The organism is Citrobacter sp. Ce006 (genome assembly GCF_030336535.1).
GTDB lineage: Bacteria > Pseudomonadota > Gammaproteobacteria > Enterobacterales > Enterobacteriaceae > Citrobacter > Citrobacter europaeus.
Window position 1 is genome coordinate 160046 of record NZ_JAOWDO010000073.1, and the last position, 13792, is coordinate 173837.

General features: G+C 53.4%; 14 protein-coding genes. 5 read left to right on the forward strand and 9 right to left on the reverse strand.

Translation table 11 applies throughout. The annotated features are described in order from the left end of the window. Nucleotides 1-21: 21 nt before the first annotated feature. Genes argF (OGV94_RS19465) through arcA form a run of 3 tightly spaced genes read right to left on the reverse strand, consistent with a single transcriptional unit; the run spans nucleotide 22 to nucleotide 3244 of the window. The gene (gene argF, locus OGV94_RS19465; RefSeq protein ID WP_286524029.1) at nucleotides 22-1026 is read right to left on the reverse strand and encodes an ornithine carbamoyltransferase; all 1005 of its coding nucleotides are present in this window, start codon (nucleotides 1024-1026) and stop codon (nucleotides 22-24) included. Between the two features lie 55 nt (nucleotides 1027-1081). Then, nucleotides 1082-2014: a carbamate kinase gene (arcC, locus tag OGV94_RS19470; protein ID WP_181230844.1), complete on the reverse strand. Its 933-nt coding sequence runs from the start codon at nucleotides 2012-2014 to the stop codon at nucleotides 1082-1084. Nucleotides 2015-2023: 9 nt separating this feature from the next. Beyond that, nucleotides 2024-3244, reverse strand: coding sequence for an arginine deiminase (gene arcA, locus OGV94_RS19475; RefSeq protein WP_043018246.1), 1221 nt, complete (start codon nucleotides 3242-3244; stop codon nucleotides 2024-2026). Between the two features lie 672 nt (nucleotides 3245-3916). Here arcA and OGV94_RS19480 point away from each other — a divergent pair. Beyond that, a complete protein-coding gene (locus tag OGV94_RS19480; protein ID WP_043018247.1) occupies nucleotides 3917-4369 on the forward strand; it encodes a YhcH/YjgK/YiaL family protein in 453 nt (150 codons plus the stop codon). Between the two features lie 106 nt (nucleotides 4370-4475). On the opposite strand, the gene argF (OGV94_RS19485) is transcribed toward OGV94_RS19480, so the two are convergent. Beyond that, nucleotides 4476-5480 (reverse strand): ornithine carbamoyltransferase, encoded by a 1005-nt coding sequence (argF, locus tag OGV94_RS19485; RefSeq protein ID WP_100193893.1) that lies wholly within the window; start codon nucleotides 5478-5480, stop codon nucleotides 4476-4478. Beyond that, nucleotides 5450-5545 carry a putative translational regulatory protein ArgL gene (gene argL, locus OGV94_RS25245; RefSeq protein ID WP_370867251.1) on the reverse strand — a complete coding sequence of 32 codons (96 nt, stop codon included), beginning with the start codon at nucleotides 5543-5545 and terminating at the stop codon, nucleotides 5450-5452. Before argL ends, argF (OGV94_RS19485) begins: the two co-directional genes overlap by 31 nt. A gap of 98 nt (nucleotides 5546-5643) precedes the next feature. Between argL and rraB the strand changes: the two genes are divergently transcribed. The 3 genes from rraB (at nucleotide 5644) to OGV94_RS19500 (ending at nucleotide 7875) form a co-directional block, all read left to right on the forward strand. Next, complete coding sequence (rraB, locus tag OGV94_RS19490) at nucleotides 5644-6069, forward strand: ribonuclease E inhibitor RraB (RefSeq protein WP_003025845.1); 426 nt, start codon at nucleotides 5644-5646, stop codon at nucleotides 6067-6069. Nucleotides 6070-6120: 51 nt separating this feature from the next. Beyond that, nucleotides 6121-6879, forward strand: a complete 759-nt coding sequence (gene miaE / locus OGV94_RS19495; RefSeq protein WP_047406563.1) for a tRNA isopentenyl-2-thiomethyl-A-37 hydroxylase MiaE — start codon at nucleotides 6121-6123, stop codon at nucleotides 6877-6879. Nucleotides 6880-7044: 165 nt separating this feature from the next. Next, on the forward strand, nucleotides 7045-7875 hold the full coding sequence (locus tag OGV94_RS19500) for a topoisomerase II (RefSeq protein ID WP_286524035.1): 831 nt from the start codon (nucleotides 7045-7047) through the stop codon (nucleotides 7873-7875). 26 nt (nucleotides 7876-7901) lie between these two features. Here OGV94_RS19500 and OGV94_RS19505 read toward each other — a convergent pair whose 3' ends face one another. From OGV94_RS19505 to pepA, 4 genes are all read right to left on the reverse strand, one after another. Beyond that, nucleotides 7902-8405 carry a GNAT family N-acetyltransferase gene (locus tag OGV94_RS19505; protein WP_075145277.1) on the reverse strand — a complete coding sequence of 168 codons (504 nt, stop codon included), beginning with the start codon at nucleotides 8403-8405 and terminating at the stop codon, nucleotides 7902-7904. A 208-nt stretch (nucleotides 8406-8613) separates the two neighbouring features. Next, a complete protein-coding gene (locus tag OGV94_RS19510) occupies nucleotides 8614-11469 on the reverse strand; it encodes a valine--tRNA ligase (RefSeq protein WP_286524037.1) in 2856 nt (951 codons plus the stop codon). Next, nucleotides 11469-11912, reverse strand: a complete 444-nt coding sequence (gene holC, locus OGV94_RS19515) for a DNA polymerase III subunit chi (RefSeq protein WP_003025862.1) — start codon at nucleotides 11910-11912, stop codon at nucleotides 11469-11471. The genes OGV94_RS19510 and holC overlap by 1 nt, the downstream gene beginning before the upstream one ends. A 135-nt stretch (nucleotides 11913-12047) precedes the next feature. Beyond that, entirely contained in the window at nucleotides 12048-13559 is a 1512-nt protein-coding gene (pepA, locus tag OGV94_RS19520; protein ID WP_003025870.1) for a leucyl aminopeptidase, read from the reverse strand. A gap of 153 nt (nucleotides 13560-13712) precedes the next feature. Here pepA and OGV94_RS19525 point away from each other — a divergent pair, with 153 nt between their 5' ends. Then, nucleotides 13713-13763 (forward strand): hypothetical protein, encoded by a 51-nt coding sequence (locus OGV94_RS19525; RefSeq protein WP_212723231.1) that lies wholly within the window; start codon nucleotides 13713-13715, stop codon nucleotides 13761-13763. Nucleotides 13764-13792: the final 29 nt, after the last annotated feature.

Below are 13792 nucleotides of genomic sequence, written 5' to 3' on the forward strand. Positions count from 1 at the left end.
GGCGACATATGCCCGCTGGGGTTAGTCGCCGAGGGTCGCTACCATTACCGCTTTAATGGTATGCATCCGGTTCTCTGCTTCGTCGAAGACGATTGAATGCGCTGACTCAAAAACCTCTTCCGTGACTTCAAGCCCTTTCAGGCCGTAGGCCATTTCAATTTCACGTCCAACTTTTGTGTGCTCGTTATGGAAGGCGGGCAGACAGTGCATAAATTTCACATTGGGGTTACCGGTTGCGTTGATGACCCGTTGGTTAATCTGATAGGGCGTCATCAGACTTACGCGTTCTGCCCAGGCTTCTTTGGGTTCGCCCATAGAGACCCAGACATCGGTGTAAAGGAAATCGACGTCGTATACGCCTTCCTCGACATCCTCTGTGAGCGTAATACGCGCGCCCGTCACGCCGGCGATTTCACGGCATTCGGCAACTAATGTCTCGTCCGGCCAGAAGGATTTAGGGGCGACGAGGCGGATGTCCATCCCCATTTTCGCCGCGCCTACCATCAGCGAATTACCCATGTTATTGCGGGCGTCACCGAGGTAGGCGAAGCTCAGTTCAGGTAAGGTTTTGCCCGGCGCGTGTTCCAGCATGGTCATCAGATCCGCGAGGATCTGCGTAGGGTGAAATTCATTGGTCAGTCCATTCCATACCGGAACCCCGGCAAATTGCCCCAGTTCCTCGACAATGTCCTGACCGTATCCGCGGTACTCAATGCCGTCGTACATGCGGCCTAGCACGCGGGCGGTATCTTTCATCGATTCTTTGTGACCGATCTGCGATCCGCTTGGGCCGAGATAGGTCACCTGTGCGCCCTGATCGAAAGCGCCGACTTCAAAGGCGCAGCGGGTGCGGGTTGAGGTTTTTTCGAAGATCAGCGCGATATTTTTACCCACCAGCGTCTGTCTTTCGCGCCCGGCCTTTTTTGCCGTTTTTAACTCGATAGCCAGATCGATCAGGTACTGGATTTCCGTCGGGGTGTAGTCCAGCAGTTTGAGAAAATTGCGATTCTTCAGGTTAACAGTCATGAAAATGTCCTTATGTAGGCCGGATAAGGCGCAGGCGCCGTCCGGCAAAAAAGCCCTAAGCGTTAGCCTCGGTGGTTTCGAGCCGAATGAGCGTGCCTTTGTCTCCGGCGAGGATGGCCGAACCGTCAGCCAATGAGCCGATGCCTGCTATTGCGTGACAGCGAGAGACAAATTCCGCGCAGGCGGTGACTTTGGGGCCCATTGAACCGGCGTCGAATTGCATTTCACCGAGCAGTTCCGGCGTAACCTGGGTCAGCGGGCGCTGAGTAGGTTTGCCCCAGTCGAGGTACACGGCATCAGCGTCAGTCAGGATCAGCAGCGCATCGGCGTTGATTTGGCTGGCGAGCAGGGCAGCGGAGAGATCTTTGTCGATCACCGCTTCAATACCGTGGTAGCCATCGGCTTTTTCCACCACCGGTACACCGCCGCCGCCGTTGCAGATAACCAAATGATCGCGGGCGATCAGTGTGCGAATAGCGTCACTTTCAACGATACGTTTGGGTTGTGGAGAGGGCACAACGCGGCGGAACGCTTGACCATCAGCTTTGAAAACCCAGCCTTTTTCCGCCTGCAGGGTGCTGGCCTGGGGGGCATCGTAAATCGGCCCGATATATTTAGTGGGATTGCTGAAAGCCGGATCGTGAGCATCGACTTCAACCTGAGTCAGCAGCACACTAATTTCACGCTGTGGAAGCTGGTTTTTCAGCGCCTGTTGCAGCATATAGCCAATCATTCCCTGACTTTCCGCGCCGAGAATGTCGAGCGGATAGGGGGTGACGCTGGCATACGCGCTGTTTTGCAACGCCAAAAGTCCAACCTGAGGGCCATTGCCGTGTACCAGGATCACGCGCCACTGCTGCGTGAGCTGAGCGATAGTTTTTGCTGCCAGCTCAATATTCTTGCGTTGGATGTCAGCTTCCAGCGGCTCGCCGCGTTTAAGTAATGCATTGCCGCCCAGAGCCACAACCAGGGTAGGTTTGTTTTCCATGACTTTTCCTTAAATACCGTCGCGTTCCAGTGGGCAGCTCATGCAGCGTGCGCCGCCGCGTCCGCGTCCAAGTTCGTCGCCAGGAATGGGTAAAACGGTGATGCCGGCTTTGTCGTATTTCTCGTTGGTCCAGATGTTGCGCTCGTAGCCCACGACTACACCGGGGCGAAGCGTCAGGACGTTGTTGGCGTCATTCCACTGTTCACGTTCGGCTTCGAAGGCATCGCCACCGGTGGTGATCAGGCGAATTTGGTCGAGGCCCAGCGCTTTCTCGAGAGCATGGAGCAGCGTATTTTCCGGCGTCCTTTTCAGGCCGCCGCGCCCGTCTGGTGTCAGGGTCCAGCACTGCACATCAGGGCGCACGACTTCCGGGTAGACGGAGAAGGTATCGATATCGATGTGGGTCATTACGGTATCGAGATGCATGCAGGAGCGATGTTTAGGCAGTTCGACCGCAATGACGCGTTCTGCCTGGCGATGGCTGAATAGCGACTGGGCAAGGAACTCGATTCCTTGCGGCGTTGTGCGTTCCGACATACCGATGAGGACCGCGCCGCGACCAATGACCAGCACATCTCCACCTTCTAATGTGGCGTGGTCGTAATTAATATTTTCATCGCCGAAATATTTAATAAATTCACCATCGGCAAATTGGGGGTGCCAACGGTAGATCGCCCGCAGGTTATTGGTTTCTCTTTGTCGCGCGGTTTTAGCCATTGGGTTAATGGACACACCGTTATATATCCAGCATGAGGTGTCGCGGGTAAATAAGTGGTTTGGTAATGGCTTCATAATGAAATCATTAATATCGTGAGTATCGACCACCATATTTTTGATTGAGGCAGGAATTTCTCCGTAGGTTAGCCCACCGCTTAAATGCCGGGCGAGTTCCCGATGCTGCATATCTGCAAGCCAGGCGCGAATATCCGTGGCGAAAGCGGGGCCAAGGCGATAATCAGAAATTTGTGTATCCAGTAGCCAGCTTTTGGCATCTGGGATATCCAGGGTTTGTGTCAATAAATCAGTCAGTAACAGAACCTCAATTCCCTGTTCACGCAACGTGTTGGCGAATATGTCATGCTCTTCTCCTGCACGTTCTACCGAAAGAACATCATCAAAAAGCAGTTCCTGACAATTTGATGGCGTCAGCCTTTTTAGGCTGAGGTTAGGGCGGTGTAGCATCACGCTACGTAATTGACCGATTTCAGAACCGACATAATGCTTTTCCATCATTATTCCTTTAATACTATTTTAAAAAATAAAGAGGAGATGCCTGCAAATAATATTTATCGCAGTCATGATTTTTCAGCTGATTTCAGAATCTATATTTAGATCTTATTTGATGAGGAAACGTGATTTATTTCACAGTCAGGTCGATATTTGACTTTTGATGTTTAATTTATGATATGGCTCGGAGAATTAATAAAATAAAAATGCGAATAATTGAATTACTACGCGGGAATATGTCTTGTTATTTATTGGTGTTAATTTTATGTACACTTTTAGAGTGTTGCAATATAAGTAATTTATTGATTTATTTGTTCTTTTTTCTGCATGGTGAATTATTATGCGAATATATGATTTTATTATTTGCGCGGTAAAGTTTATTTCAAAATAAATATGACGATGAAGAAGGATAACGAAGGAGAGGTGAACTGTGACCGATAGCTGGTTTTTCTAATAAAACTTTCAATAACAGTAGGTTGCTGATGGGGTTGAAAAAGGGTAGCCGAAAGTTATGCAAAGTTTATGCATAACCTGTTGCTGAGAGTTAGCAATTATTTAACATCATCAGCGATAAACATGCGTTGACGCAAAATATCGGCAAATAGCAGTGGTATGGCAGAGCGTTTTTTCGTATAACAACTAAAATGAAACGATGTTTTAATTAAGGGGTTTGAGATGATTGTCGGCAATATTCACAACCTGGATGCCTGGCTGCCGGAAGAGCTACGTCAGGCGATTGAACACATTAAAGCGCATGTGACGGATGCGACGGAAAAAGGTAAGCACGACATCGACGGCGATCGTCTGTTTTATCTGATTGCTGAAGATATGACGGAGCCGTTTGCGCAGCGCCGCGCCGAATATCACGCCCGCTATCTGGATATTCAGATCCTGCTCAAAGGCCAGGAAGGAATGACTTTCAGCACCCAGCCTGCAGGCGCGCCGGAAACTGACTGGCTGGCTGACAAAGATATCGCCTTCGTGGCGGAAGGGGTACAGGAGAAAACGGTCGTGCTGAATGAAGGTGATTTCGTGGTGTTCTATCCGGGCGAAGTGCATAAACCGCTGTGCGCGGTCGGTGCCCCAGCGATGGTACGCAAAGCCGTAGTGAAAATGCGGGTGGAATAAGCGTATTTGCCGGGGGCGGCTTCACCTTGCCCGGCCTACGGGAGCGCGGTTGTAGGCCGGATAAGATGCTTAGCATCACCATCCGGCATTCTTTTCATCCATGCTCTCACTTCACTAATGTCGCCACCATCACCGCTTTGATGGTGTGCATCCGGTTTTCCGCCTGATCAAATACGATGCTGGCGGGTGATTCAAAGACCTCATCGGTCACTTCCATACCGCCGTGCAGACCATATTCCTGCGCCATTTGTTTGCCAAGCGTGGTTTGATCGTCATGAAACGCGGGCAGGCAGTGCAGGAACTTCACCTGCGGATTGCCGCTCAACGCCATCATCGCGCTATTAACCTGATACTTACGCAGTAGCGCAATACGTTCGGCCCACTTCTCTTTCGCTTCACCCATTGATACCCAGACGTCGGTATAGATAAAGTCCGCGTCTTTCACGCCCGTGGCGACATCTTCGGTCAGCGTAATATTGCCGCCGTTTTTCAGCGCTTGCGCTTTGCACTCCGCGACCAGGCTTTCTTGCGGCCAGCAGGCCTGCGGCGCGACCAGACGCAGATCCAGCCCGGTTAACGCGGCGGCTTCCAGCATGGAATTGCCCATGTTGTTGCGGGCATCGCCGGTGTAGACCAGCGTCATCTCATTAAACGCTTTCCCCGGCAGGTGTTCCTGCATTGTGAGCAAGTCGGCCAGCAGCTGGGTAGGGTGAAACTCGTTGGTTAATCCGTTCCATACCGGAACGCCGGCATATTCCGCCAGCGTCTCGACAATATCCTGACCGTGGCCCCGATACTGAATACCGTCGTACATACGACCGAGCACGCGGGCGGTATCTTTGATCGACTCTTTATGACCAATCTGACTGCCGCTCGATCCGAGATACGTTACGCGCGCGCCCTGATCGTATGCGGCAACTTCGAAAGAGCAACGGGTACGGGTTGAGTCTTTTTCGAAGATGAGCGCGATGTTCTTACCGGTGAGTTTAGCGACCTCAGTACCGTTTTTCTTCTCCGCCTTCAGCTGTGCGGCGAGCTTGAGCAGTGATGTGAGTTCAGAGGAGGTGAAATCAAGCAGTTTCAAAAAATGTTTCTGATAAAACGTAGACATGGTTCCCTCACATGGCTTAGGCCATTTATTGAATTAAAATTCAATTTATATGGATGTTTATTCATTTGCAACCTTGTTTAACAAATCTTTCCTGGAAAGGTGGAGGCAATGTCAGCGGTATGTGACAATAAGAGTATCGGCAGGACATTATGAGGAACGAGCCATGGCAAACCCGGAACTACTGGAAGAACAGCGTGAAGAAACGCGCTTGATCATTGAAGAGCTACTCGAAGATGGCAGCGATCCAGACGCGCTGTACACCATTGAGCATCACCTTTCCGCGGATGACTTTGAAACCCTGGAAAAAGCGGCTGTAGAAGCCTTCAAGCTGGGTTATGAAGTGACCGAGCCGGAAGAGCTGGAAGTGGAAGAAGGCGACACGGTTATTTGCTGTGACATCCTGAGCGAATGTGCTCTGAATGCCGAGTTGATTGACGCTCAGGTTGAGCAACTGATGAACCTGGCTGAAAAATATGATGTGGAATACGACGGTTGGGGCACCTATTTTGAAGACCCGAACGGCGAAGAAGGTGAAGACGGCGACGATGAAGATCTCGTCGACGAAGATGATGACGGCGTGCGTCACTAAGTCATCTGCTGACCTACGGTGGCATTTGCTGCCGTAGGCCAAGGACTACGTATGGATTACCTGCAAATACTCTCCCCAATCCACAACTTCCTGCACTGTAAAACGCCTCAGGCCTGGCTTGATAAAGCGCGAGATCCGGCGAATCTTCCACTGTTACTGACCGATCATCTCGTCTGTGAGCTGAAAGCGGCGCAAACGGCCATGCTGCTGGTGCGTAAGTATGTCGCAGATAAACAGGGATCGCAGGCGCTGCTGGACTGGCTGAAACCCTATGAGGCGTATGCTTTCAGAGAAGGGGATGAACCGGATTTTATTGCGCTGAATAAACAGATAAGCAAAAGCGTGATGCCGCAAACCGACGACCCGTGGGGACGCAAGCTTATCGACAGTATGGTTTTGCTGATCAAAGAAGAGCTGCACCACTTCTGGCAGGTGCGTGAGGCGATGATGAGCCGCAACATTCCCTACGTCAAAATTACCGCCAGCCGTTATGCCAAAGGCATGCTCAAAGAGGTGCGCACCCACGAGCCACTAACGCTAATCGATAAACTGATTTGCGGGGCTTACATTGAGGCGCGTTCCTGTGAACGGTTCGCCGCGCTGGCGCCGTACCTGGATGAGGATTTACAGGCGTTTTACCTGTCGCTACTGCGATCCGAAGCGCGGCACTATCAGGACTATCTGGCGCTGGCGCAGCAGGTTTCGGCTGATGATATCAGTAGCCGGGTGCGGTTCTTTGGCGAAGTCGAAGCCGCGCTGATTACCTCTCCCGACGATGAATTCCGTTTTCACAGCGGCGTACCGGCTTAGCACCCTTCTGAGACGCGCGGTGCCTATCGCCGCGCGGTTTAATCCTTCCTGTTTCTGTTAGCAAAATCTGGTGGCTGGAAATCACTCGCTGCTGCCGTGATAATCAAAAGACGCGAAGGGGAAATATATCCCCATAACCGAGACGATTTGGCAAAAGGATGGTTAATGAACTGGGCACACGTATTGTTGGCAGGTTATATCGGGGCGGTGATTGCTATCGTCGTCGGCATGTTTCGCAAAAAAGGCTGGTTGGGCAAGATTTCCGGCGCGGTAATTTTTGTGGTAGCAATTATCGCGTGGAATCTGTTTGATGTGCACTACCTGATCCCCCGTGAAAGCCCGGATTATGGTCTGACTGAAAAGCAGCAGTTTGAAAAGGCGATGCTCTCTAATCCGGCGTTTCAGGTCATTAAGGAGCAGGAACCTGAACTGACACAAAAAATTATCAGCCAGGCAGCGCAGATGAAGAAAGCAGGGAGCAGTGAACAGCAGGTCATCGACGCGATACAGCCGCAAATTCTTCAGCTACAAATGGCAAGATTGCAGCAGGCGCCAGATGCCAACGTCATTGAATATATGAAAATTAACCTTGAGCAGATCGCTGCTGTGGCCAAAATAGGTGATGACGAATGCTTCCGCTTTCTGTTTCCGGCGGTAAAAGGTGGGATTAACCCGGCGCGTCTTGTTCCGCGTGAGATCATGGATCGTCGTATGGCGAGTGATATGAGCATGATGTATGCCTCACACGGCCCAAAAAAACATACGGTCACGGCAGAAGAGAAGCAGCTGGCGTTGCAGGATCTGCAAGCAATAAGCCCTGGGCTGGTACAGCGCTACGGGGATGATATTCAGATCATGGCCGATCCGACGAAAGCGATCGGCAAAGAGAAGATTGCTTGTGAGATAGTACAGGATCTCTGGTCACAGGTGCTGAAGCTGCCAACCGCTCGCGCGGCTGGCGTAATTCGCCTGATGCTTTCAACTGAGATGCAGTAAGGCCGACATGGCCCCTCGGCGTGAAGTCAGAGGGGCTTTAACATCCGCACTTCGCAATCCACGTGCCCGGTACAGCCGAGCGCTTCGCTGATATGCTCAAAGCCTAAATGTTCATACAGGCGGATAGCCTCGGTCAGAAACGCCGTGGTCTCCAGATAGCACTGCTTAAACCCCTGCTCGCGGGCGTGATCCAGCGCCATTAGCGCCAGCTTTTTCGCCAGCCCCTGACCGCGTGCGCTCGACAGAAAGTACATCTTTTGCAGCTCGCAAATGTCCGGTTCGCTACAGCCTAACGGCGCGACGCCGCCGCCGCCCACTACCTGACCATTCTGCTCAACCACCCAGTAGGCCGCGCCCGGCTGGCTGTAAACCTGGAACAGCTCATCCAGATTCGGATCGGCCACCGTGTAACCTTTATCGGCGGTCAGGCCGTGTTCGGCAGAGACCTCGCGGATGACGTGGGCGATAGCGGCGTTATCGTCGGCGGTAATGCGGCGTAGCGTCGCAGAAACAGGGGTAATGACACTCATAGCGAACTCATGACATAAACGTGGAACATATGCAGTTAATACCACTGCGGTGAGGGGAAGCGCAAGCGAGGATAATTCAATAAAAAGCCTCTGAGCGAGGACGCCAGAGGCTTTTTAATCGTCAGTAGTGTCGGATGCGTTACGCTTATCCGACCTACGTTGACGGTGCTGTAGGCCGGATAAGCGCAGCGCCATCCGGCAAACAGCTTTACAGCGCGGCGATGACCGCCTGCTGCTCAATCAGCTTCGCTTTTGCTTCTGCGTAACCGTCCAGCTTCTCACGCTCTTTAGCGATGACCGCTTCCGGTGCGCGAGCGACAAACCCTTCGTTGGAAAGCTTGCCTTCGATACGGGCAATCTCACCTTCGATTTTCGTCACTTCTTTCGCCAGACGCGCCAGTTCATCTTCTTTGTTGATGAGGCCCGCCATCGGGATCAGCAGCTCGGCGCCGTCGATGATTTTGGTCACCGAAACCGGACCTTTGTCATCGGCTGGCAGCACGGTGATGCTTTCCAGACGTGCCAGGTTCAGCAGGAAGCTGCGGTTGTCGTTCACACGACGCTCCGCATCGGAGCTCGCACCGCGCAGCAACAGCTCCAGCGGTTTGCCCGGTGCGATGTTCATTTCCGCACGGATGTTACGTACGGCAACGATCGCCTGTTTCAGCCATTCGGTATCAGCAAGCGCGGCTTCATCAACCTGTGCAGCGTTATATTCCGGGAACGGCTGCAGCATGATGGTATCTGCGGTGTTGCCGCAAATCACTTTCACGCGCTGCCAGATGGTCTCGGTGATGAACGGAATAATCGGGTGCGCCAGGCGCAGCAGACCTTCCAGCACGGTAACCAGCGTATTGCGGGTGCCGCGCAGTTCAGACTCGGAACCACCGGTCATTACCGGCTTGGTCAGTTCCAAATACCAGTCGCAGAACTGGTTCCAGGTGAACTCGTACAGGATGCCCGCGGCGATGTCGAAGCGGAAGTTATCCAGCGCTTCGCGGTACGCTTTAACGGTCTGGTTGAATTCAGCGAGGATCCAGCGGTCCGCCAGCGACAGGGTCATTTCGCCGCCGTTGAAGCCGCAATCATTTCCTTCGGTGTTCATCAGCACGAAGCGGCTGGCGTTCCACAGCTTGTTACAGAAGTTACGGTAACCTTCCAGACGCTTCATATCCCAGTTGATGTCGCGACCGGTAGAGGCCAGCGCCGCCAGGGTGAAACGCAGGGCGTCGGTACCGTGTGGCTCAATGCCGTCCGGGAACTGCTTCTCGGTACGTTTGGCAATCTTTTCTGCCAGTTGCGGCTGCATCATGTTGCCGGTACGTTTCTCCAGCAGGTCCGCCAGCGAGATACCGTCGACCATATCCAGCGGGTCAATCACGTTACCCTTGGATTTGGACATCTTCTGGCCTTCGTCGTCGCGGATAAGACCGGTCATGTAGACGGTCTTAAACGGTACCTGCGGCTTGCCGTTTTCATCTTTGATGAAGTGCATGGTCATCATGATCATGCGGGCAATCCAGAAGAAGATGATGTCGAAGCCGGAAACCATCACGCTGGTTGGGTGGAACTGACGCAGCGCGTCGGTGTTTTCCGGCCAGCCGAGGGTAGAGAAGGTCCACAGCGCGGAGGAGAACCAGGTATCGAGAACGTCTTCGTCCTGACGCAGCGCAACGTCGGCGCCGAGGTTGTTTTCCTGACGCACTTCGTCTTCTGTACGGCCAACGTAGACGTTGCTGTCGTTGTCATACCATGCCGGGATACGGTGACCCCACCACAGCTGACGGGAAATACACCAGTCCTGAATGTCGCGCATCCAGGAGAAATACATGTTTTCGTACTGTTTTGGTACGAACTGAATGTCGCCGTTCTCAACCGCTTCTACCGCCGGTTTCGCCAGCACGTCGGCACGGACGTACCACTGGTCGGTCAGCATCGGTTCGATAACTACGCCGCCACGGTCACCGTAAGGTACGGTCAGATCGTGCGGTTTAATTTCTTCCAGCAGGCCCAGCGCGTCAACGGCTGCGACGATCGCTTTACGCGCGGCAAAGCGTTCCAGCTTCTGGAATTCAGCCGGGATAGCGTTGGAGTAAACGTCAGACTCTTCGCCTTTGGTGTCGTACACTTCTGCGGTTTCGCGGATGTCGCCATCAAAGGTTAGAATGTTGATCATCGGCAGGCCGTGACGTTTCCCGACTTCGTAGTCGTTAAAGTCGTGCGCAGGCGTGATCTTCACGCAGCCGGTGCCTTTTTCCATATCGGCGTGTTCATCGCCCACGATCGGAATACGGCGGTCAACCAGCGGCAGAATAACGAACTTGCCGATCAGATCTTTATAACGCGGATCTTCCGGGTTCACGGCCACGCCGGTATCGCCCAGAATAGTTTCCGGACGGGTGGTGGCGACGACAAGGTAATCTTTACCGTCTGCAGTTTTCGCGCCGTCGGCCAGCGGATAGCGGATGTGCCACATGGAGCCTTTAGACTCGCGGTTTTCCACTTCCAGGTCAGAGATGGCGGTGCGCAGTTTCGGGTCCCAGTTCACCAGGCGCTTGCCACGGTAAATCAGGTCTTCTTTGTACAGGCGAACGAAAACTTCTTTCACGGCATTGGAAAGGCCTTCGTCCATGGTGAAGCGCTCGCGCTCCCAGTCAACGGAGTTGCCGAGACGGCGCATCTGACGGGTAATGGTGCCGCCGGATTCCGCTTTCCACTGCCAGATTTTGTCGATAAACGCTTCGCGACCGTAGTCGTGACGGGTTTTACCTTCTTCAGCGGCAATCTTACGCTCAACCACCATCTGGGTGGCGATACCCGCGTGATCGGTACCGGCCTGCCACAGAGTGTTTTTACCCTGCATGCGCTGGTAGCGGATCATGGTATCCATGATGGTTTGCTGGAAAGCATGACCCATATGCAAACTGCCGGTGACGTTCGGCGGCGGGATCATGATGCAGAAGGACTCTTTGCTTTCATCGCCGTTAGGTTTGAAATAGCCCTGCTTTTCCCAGTGCTCGTAAAGCGGCTGTTCGATATCTTGTGGGTTGTATGTCTTTTCCATTATTTCCAGGTTGCCGTATTCAGGTTAAAACCAGCCACGCGGTAAGCTTTGTAGCGATCGCGTGCCGATTGTTTCAAAGAATCTTCGTAAGGAACGAAGTCTATCACTTCTGTGAAAGCGGTGGCAAAATCTGCAAAGCCAACGCGCAAACTGATCAGCAGGTCGCGCGGGCTGCTGTTGCGTTTCTCCGGCCAGGCTATTTCTACCGGCGCGCCGCCTCTGGGGCCTTCACCCGCCAGATTATGTGGAACAAAGCTTTCTGCCGGTCTTGCCCACAGGGCTTCATCCAGTCGAAGAGCCTGCTTTTCGTTTTCACAGGCGATCAGCACGCGCTTGCCAGCCCGCCAACGTTCTGCGGCAATTTCACACACCAGTTGCTCAACGGCGCTTAAGCCATCTTGTTGTGTGTCGTTGTCCAGAAGATAGAACGTCGCATTCTTCATATATGGGGCTTCTTGTGGTGGATTTAAATGCGTTGCCATGAGCACACCGTAGGCCTGATAAGGCGCAATAGCGCCGCCATCAGGCGTTTTGCCGGATGGCGCTGCGCTTATCCGGCCTACGGGGCAATCTCAAACTTACTCTTCGCCGTTAAAACCGGCGCGATTGAGCAGGAACTGCGACAACAGCGCCACCGGACGACCGGTTGCGCCTTTGGCTTTCCCTGAACGCCATGCGGTACCGGCGATGTCCAGGTGCGCCCAGTTGTACTTACGGGTAAAGCGTGACAGGAAGCAGCCTGCGGTAATGGCTCCGCCAGGACGTCCGCCGATGTTCGCCATATCCGCAAAGTTGGACTCTAACTGCTCCTGGTATTCATCACCCAGCGGCAAACGCCATGCGCGGTCGCCAGCCTGCTCGGACGCGCCGATCAGCTCATGCGCCAGCGGATTGTGGTTCGACATCAGGCCGGTGATATGATGGCCCAGCGCAATCACGCAGGCGCCGGTCAGGGTTGCAACGTCAATCACCGCCTCCGGCTCAAAGCGCTCGACGTAAGTTAACACGTCGCACAGCACCAGACGGCCTTCGGCGTCGGTGTTGAGCACTTCAACGGTCTGCCCGGACATGGTGGTCAGCACATCGCCTGGGCGATACGCGCGACCACCCGGCATGTTTTCGCAACCCGCCAGCACGCCGACGACGTTGATTGGCAACTGAAGCTCAGCCACCATGCGCATCACGCCGTATACCGCTGCCGCACCGCACATGTCGTACTTCATCTCATCCATGCCTTCGGCAGGTTTGATGGAGATACCACCGGAGTCGAAGGTTAACCCTTTACCGACCAGCACAATCGGACGCGCGTCTTCGGACGGATTACCTTTGTACTCGATGACCGACATCAGCGACTCGTTCTGCGAGCCGTGACCGACGGCCAGATAAGAGTGCATGCCCAGCTCTTTCATCTGCTGTTCGCCGATCACGCGGGTCACAACATTTTTGCTGTAGCTGTCTGCCAGCTGGCGCGCCTGAGAGGCCAGGTAGGCGGCGTTACAGATGTTTGGCGGCATGTTGCCGAGATCTTTTGCCGCTTTAATACCGGCGGCGATCGCCAGACCGTGCTGGATAGCACGCTCACCGCTGGTCAATTCGCGGCGGGTCGGTACGTTGAAGACCATTTTACGCAGCGGGCGACGCGGCTCGCTTTTGTTGGTCTTCAGTTGATCAAAGCTGTATAGCGTTTCCTGTGCCGTCTCAACGGCCTGGCGCACTTTCCAGTAGTTGTTGCGCCCTTTGACGTGCAGCTCAGTCAGGAAGCAGACGGCTTCCATTGAGCCAGTATCATTCAGCGTATTGATGGTTTTCTGAATGACCTGCTTGTACTGGCGCTCATCAAGTTCGCGCTCTTTGCCACACCCAATGAGGAGAATTCGCTCAGACAGAACGTTAGGAACATGGTGCAGCAACAGGGTTTGACCCGGTTTGCCTTCCAGTTCACCACGACGCAGCAGTGCGCTGATGTACCCGTCGCTGATCTTGTCGAGCTGCTCTGCAATCGGAGAGAGGCGGCGTGGTTCAAAGACACCCACGACGATGCACGCACTCCGCTGTTTCTCCGGGCTACCGCTTTTTACACTGAACTCCATGCACTACGCTCCTGAATCTTAAAGACAACGGCGGTGGCTACGGATAGAATTGCAAGCTTTCGTAACTCATACCCGCTGTTGCGGTGACTTCGTGTTAATCTTAACGTTATTACGGCATTGGCACGTCAGAACAATTTCTGAGAGGTGGATCCGTTGAGTATAATGATCTTAGCGACGATTTCGACGACTCAAGAGAATAAATGACGTTTAAGCCATGAAACAAGCTAAATTCC

What these genes read in the sequence shown, in the direction of transcription:
- arcC (WP_181230844.1), bottom strand. Translation starts at nt 2,014, where the DNA reads ATGGAAAACAAACCTACCCTGGTTGTGGCTCTGGGCGGCAATGCATTA.
- arcA (WP_043018246.1), bottom strand. Translation starts at nt 3,244, where the DNA reads ATGGAAAAGCATTATGTCGGTTCTGAAATCGGTCAATTACGTAGCGTG.
- rraB (WP_003025845.1), top strand. Translation starts at nt 5,644, where the DNA reads ATGGCAAACCCGGAACTACTGGAAGAACAGCGTGAAGAAACGCGCTTG.
- argL (WP_370867251.1), bottom strand. Translation starts at nt 5,545, where the DNA reads ATGAATAAACATCCATATAAATTGAATTTTAATTCAATAAATGGCCTA.
- OGV94_RS19505 (WP_075145277.1), bottom strand. Translation starts at nt 8,405, where the DNA reads ATGAGTGTCATTACCCCTGTTTCTGCGACGCTACGCCGCATTACCGCC.
- OGV94_RS19480 (WP_043018247.1), top strand. Translation starts at nt 3,917, where the DNA reads ATGATTGTCGGCAATATTCACAACCTGGATGCCTGGCTGCCGGAAGAG.
- OGV94_RS19500 (WP_286524035.1), top strand. Translation starts at nt 7,045, where the DNA reads ATGAACTGGGCACACGTATTGTTGGCAGGTTATATCGGGGCGGTGATT.
- holC (WP_003025862.1), bottom strand. Translation starts at nt 11,912, where the DNA reads ATGAAGAATGCGACGTTCTATCTTCTGGACAACGACACACAACAAGAT.
- argF (WP_286524029.1), bottom strand. Translation starts at nt 1,026, where the DNA reads ATGACTGTTAACCTGAAGAATCGCAATTTTCTCAAACTGCTGGACTAC.
- miaE (WP_047406563.1), top strand. Translation starts at nt 6,121, where the DNA reads ATGGATTACCTGCAAATACTCTCCCCAATCCACAACTTCCTGCACTGT.
- argF (WP_100193893.1), bottom strand. Translation starts at nt 5,480, where the DNA reads ATGTCTACGTTTTATCAGAAACATTTTTTGAAACTGCTTGATTTCACC.
- pepA (WP_003025870.1), bottom strand. Translation starts at nt 13,559, where the DNA reads ATGGAGTTCAGTGTAAAAAGCGGTAGCCCGGAGAAACAGCGGAGTGCG.
- OGV94_RS19510 (WP_286524037.1), bottom strand. Translation starts at nt 11,469, where the DNA reads ATGGAAAAGACATACAACCCACAAGATATCGAACAGCCGCTTTACGAG.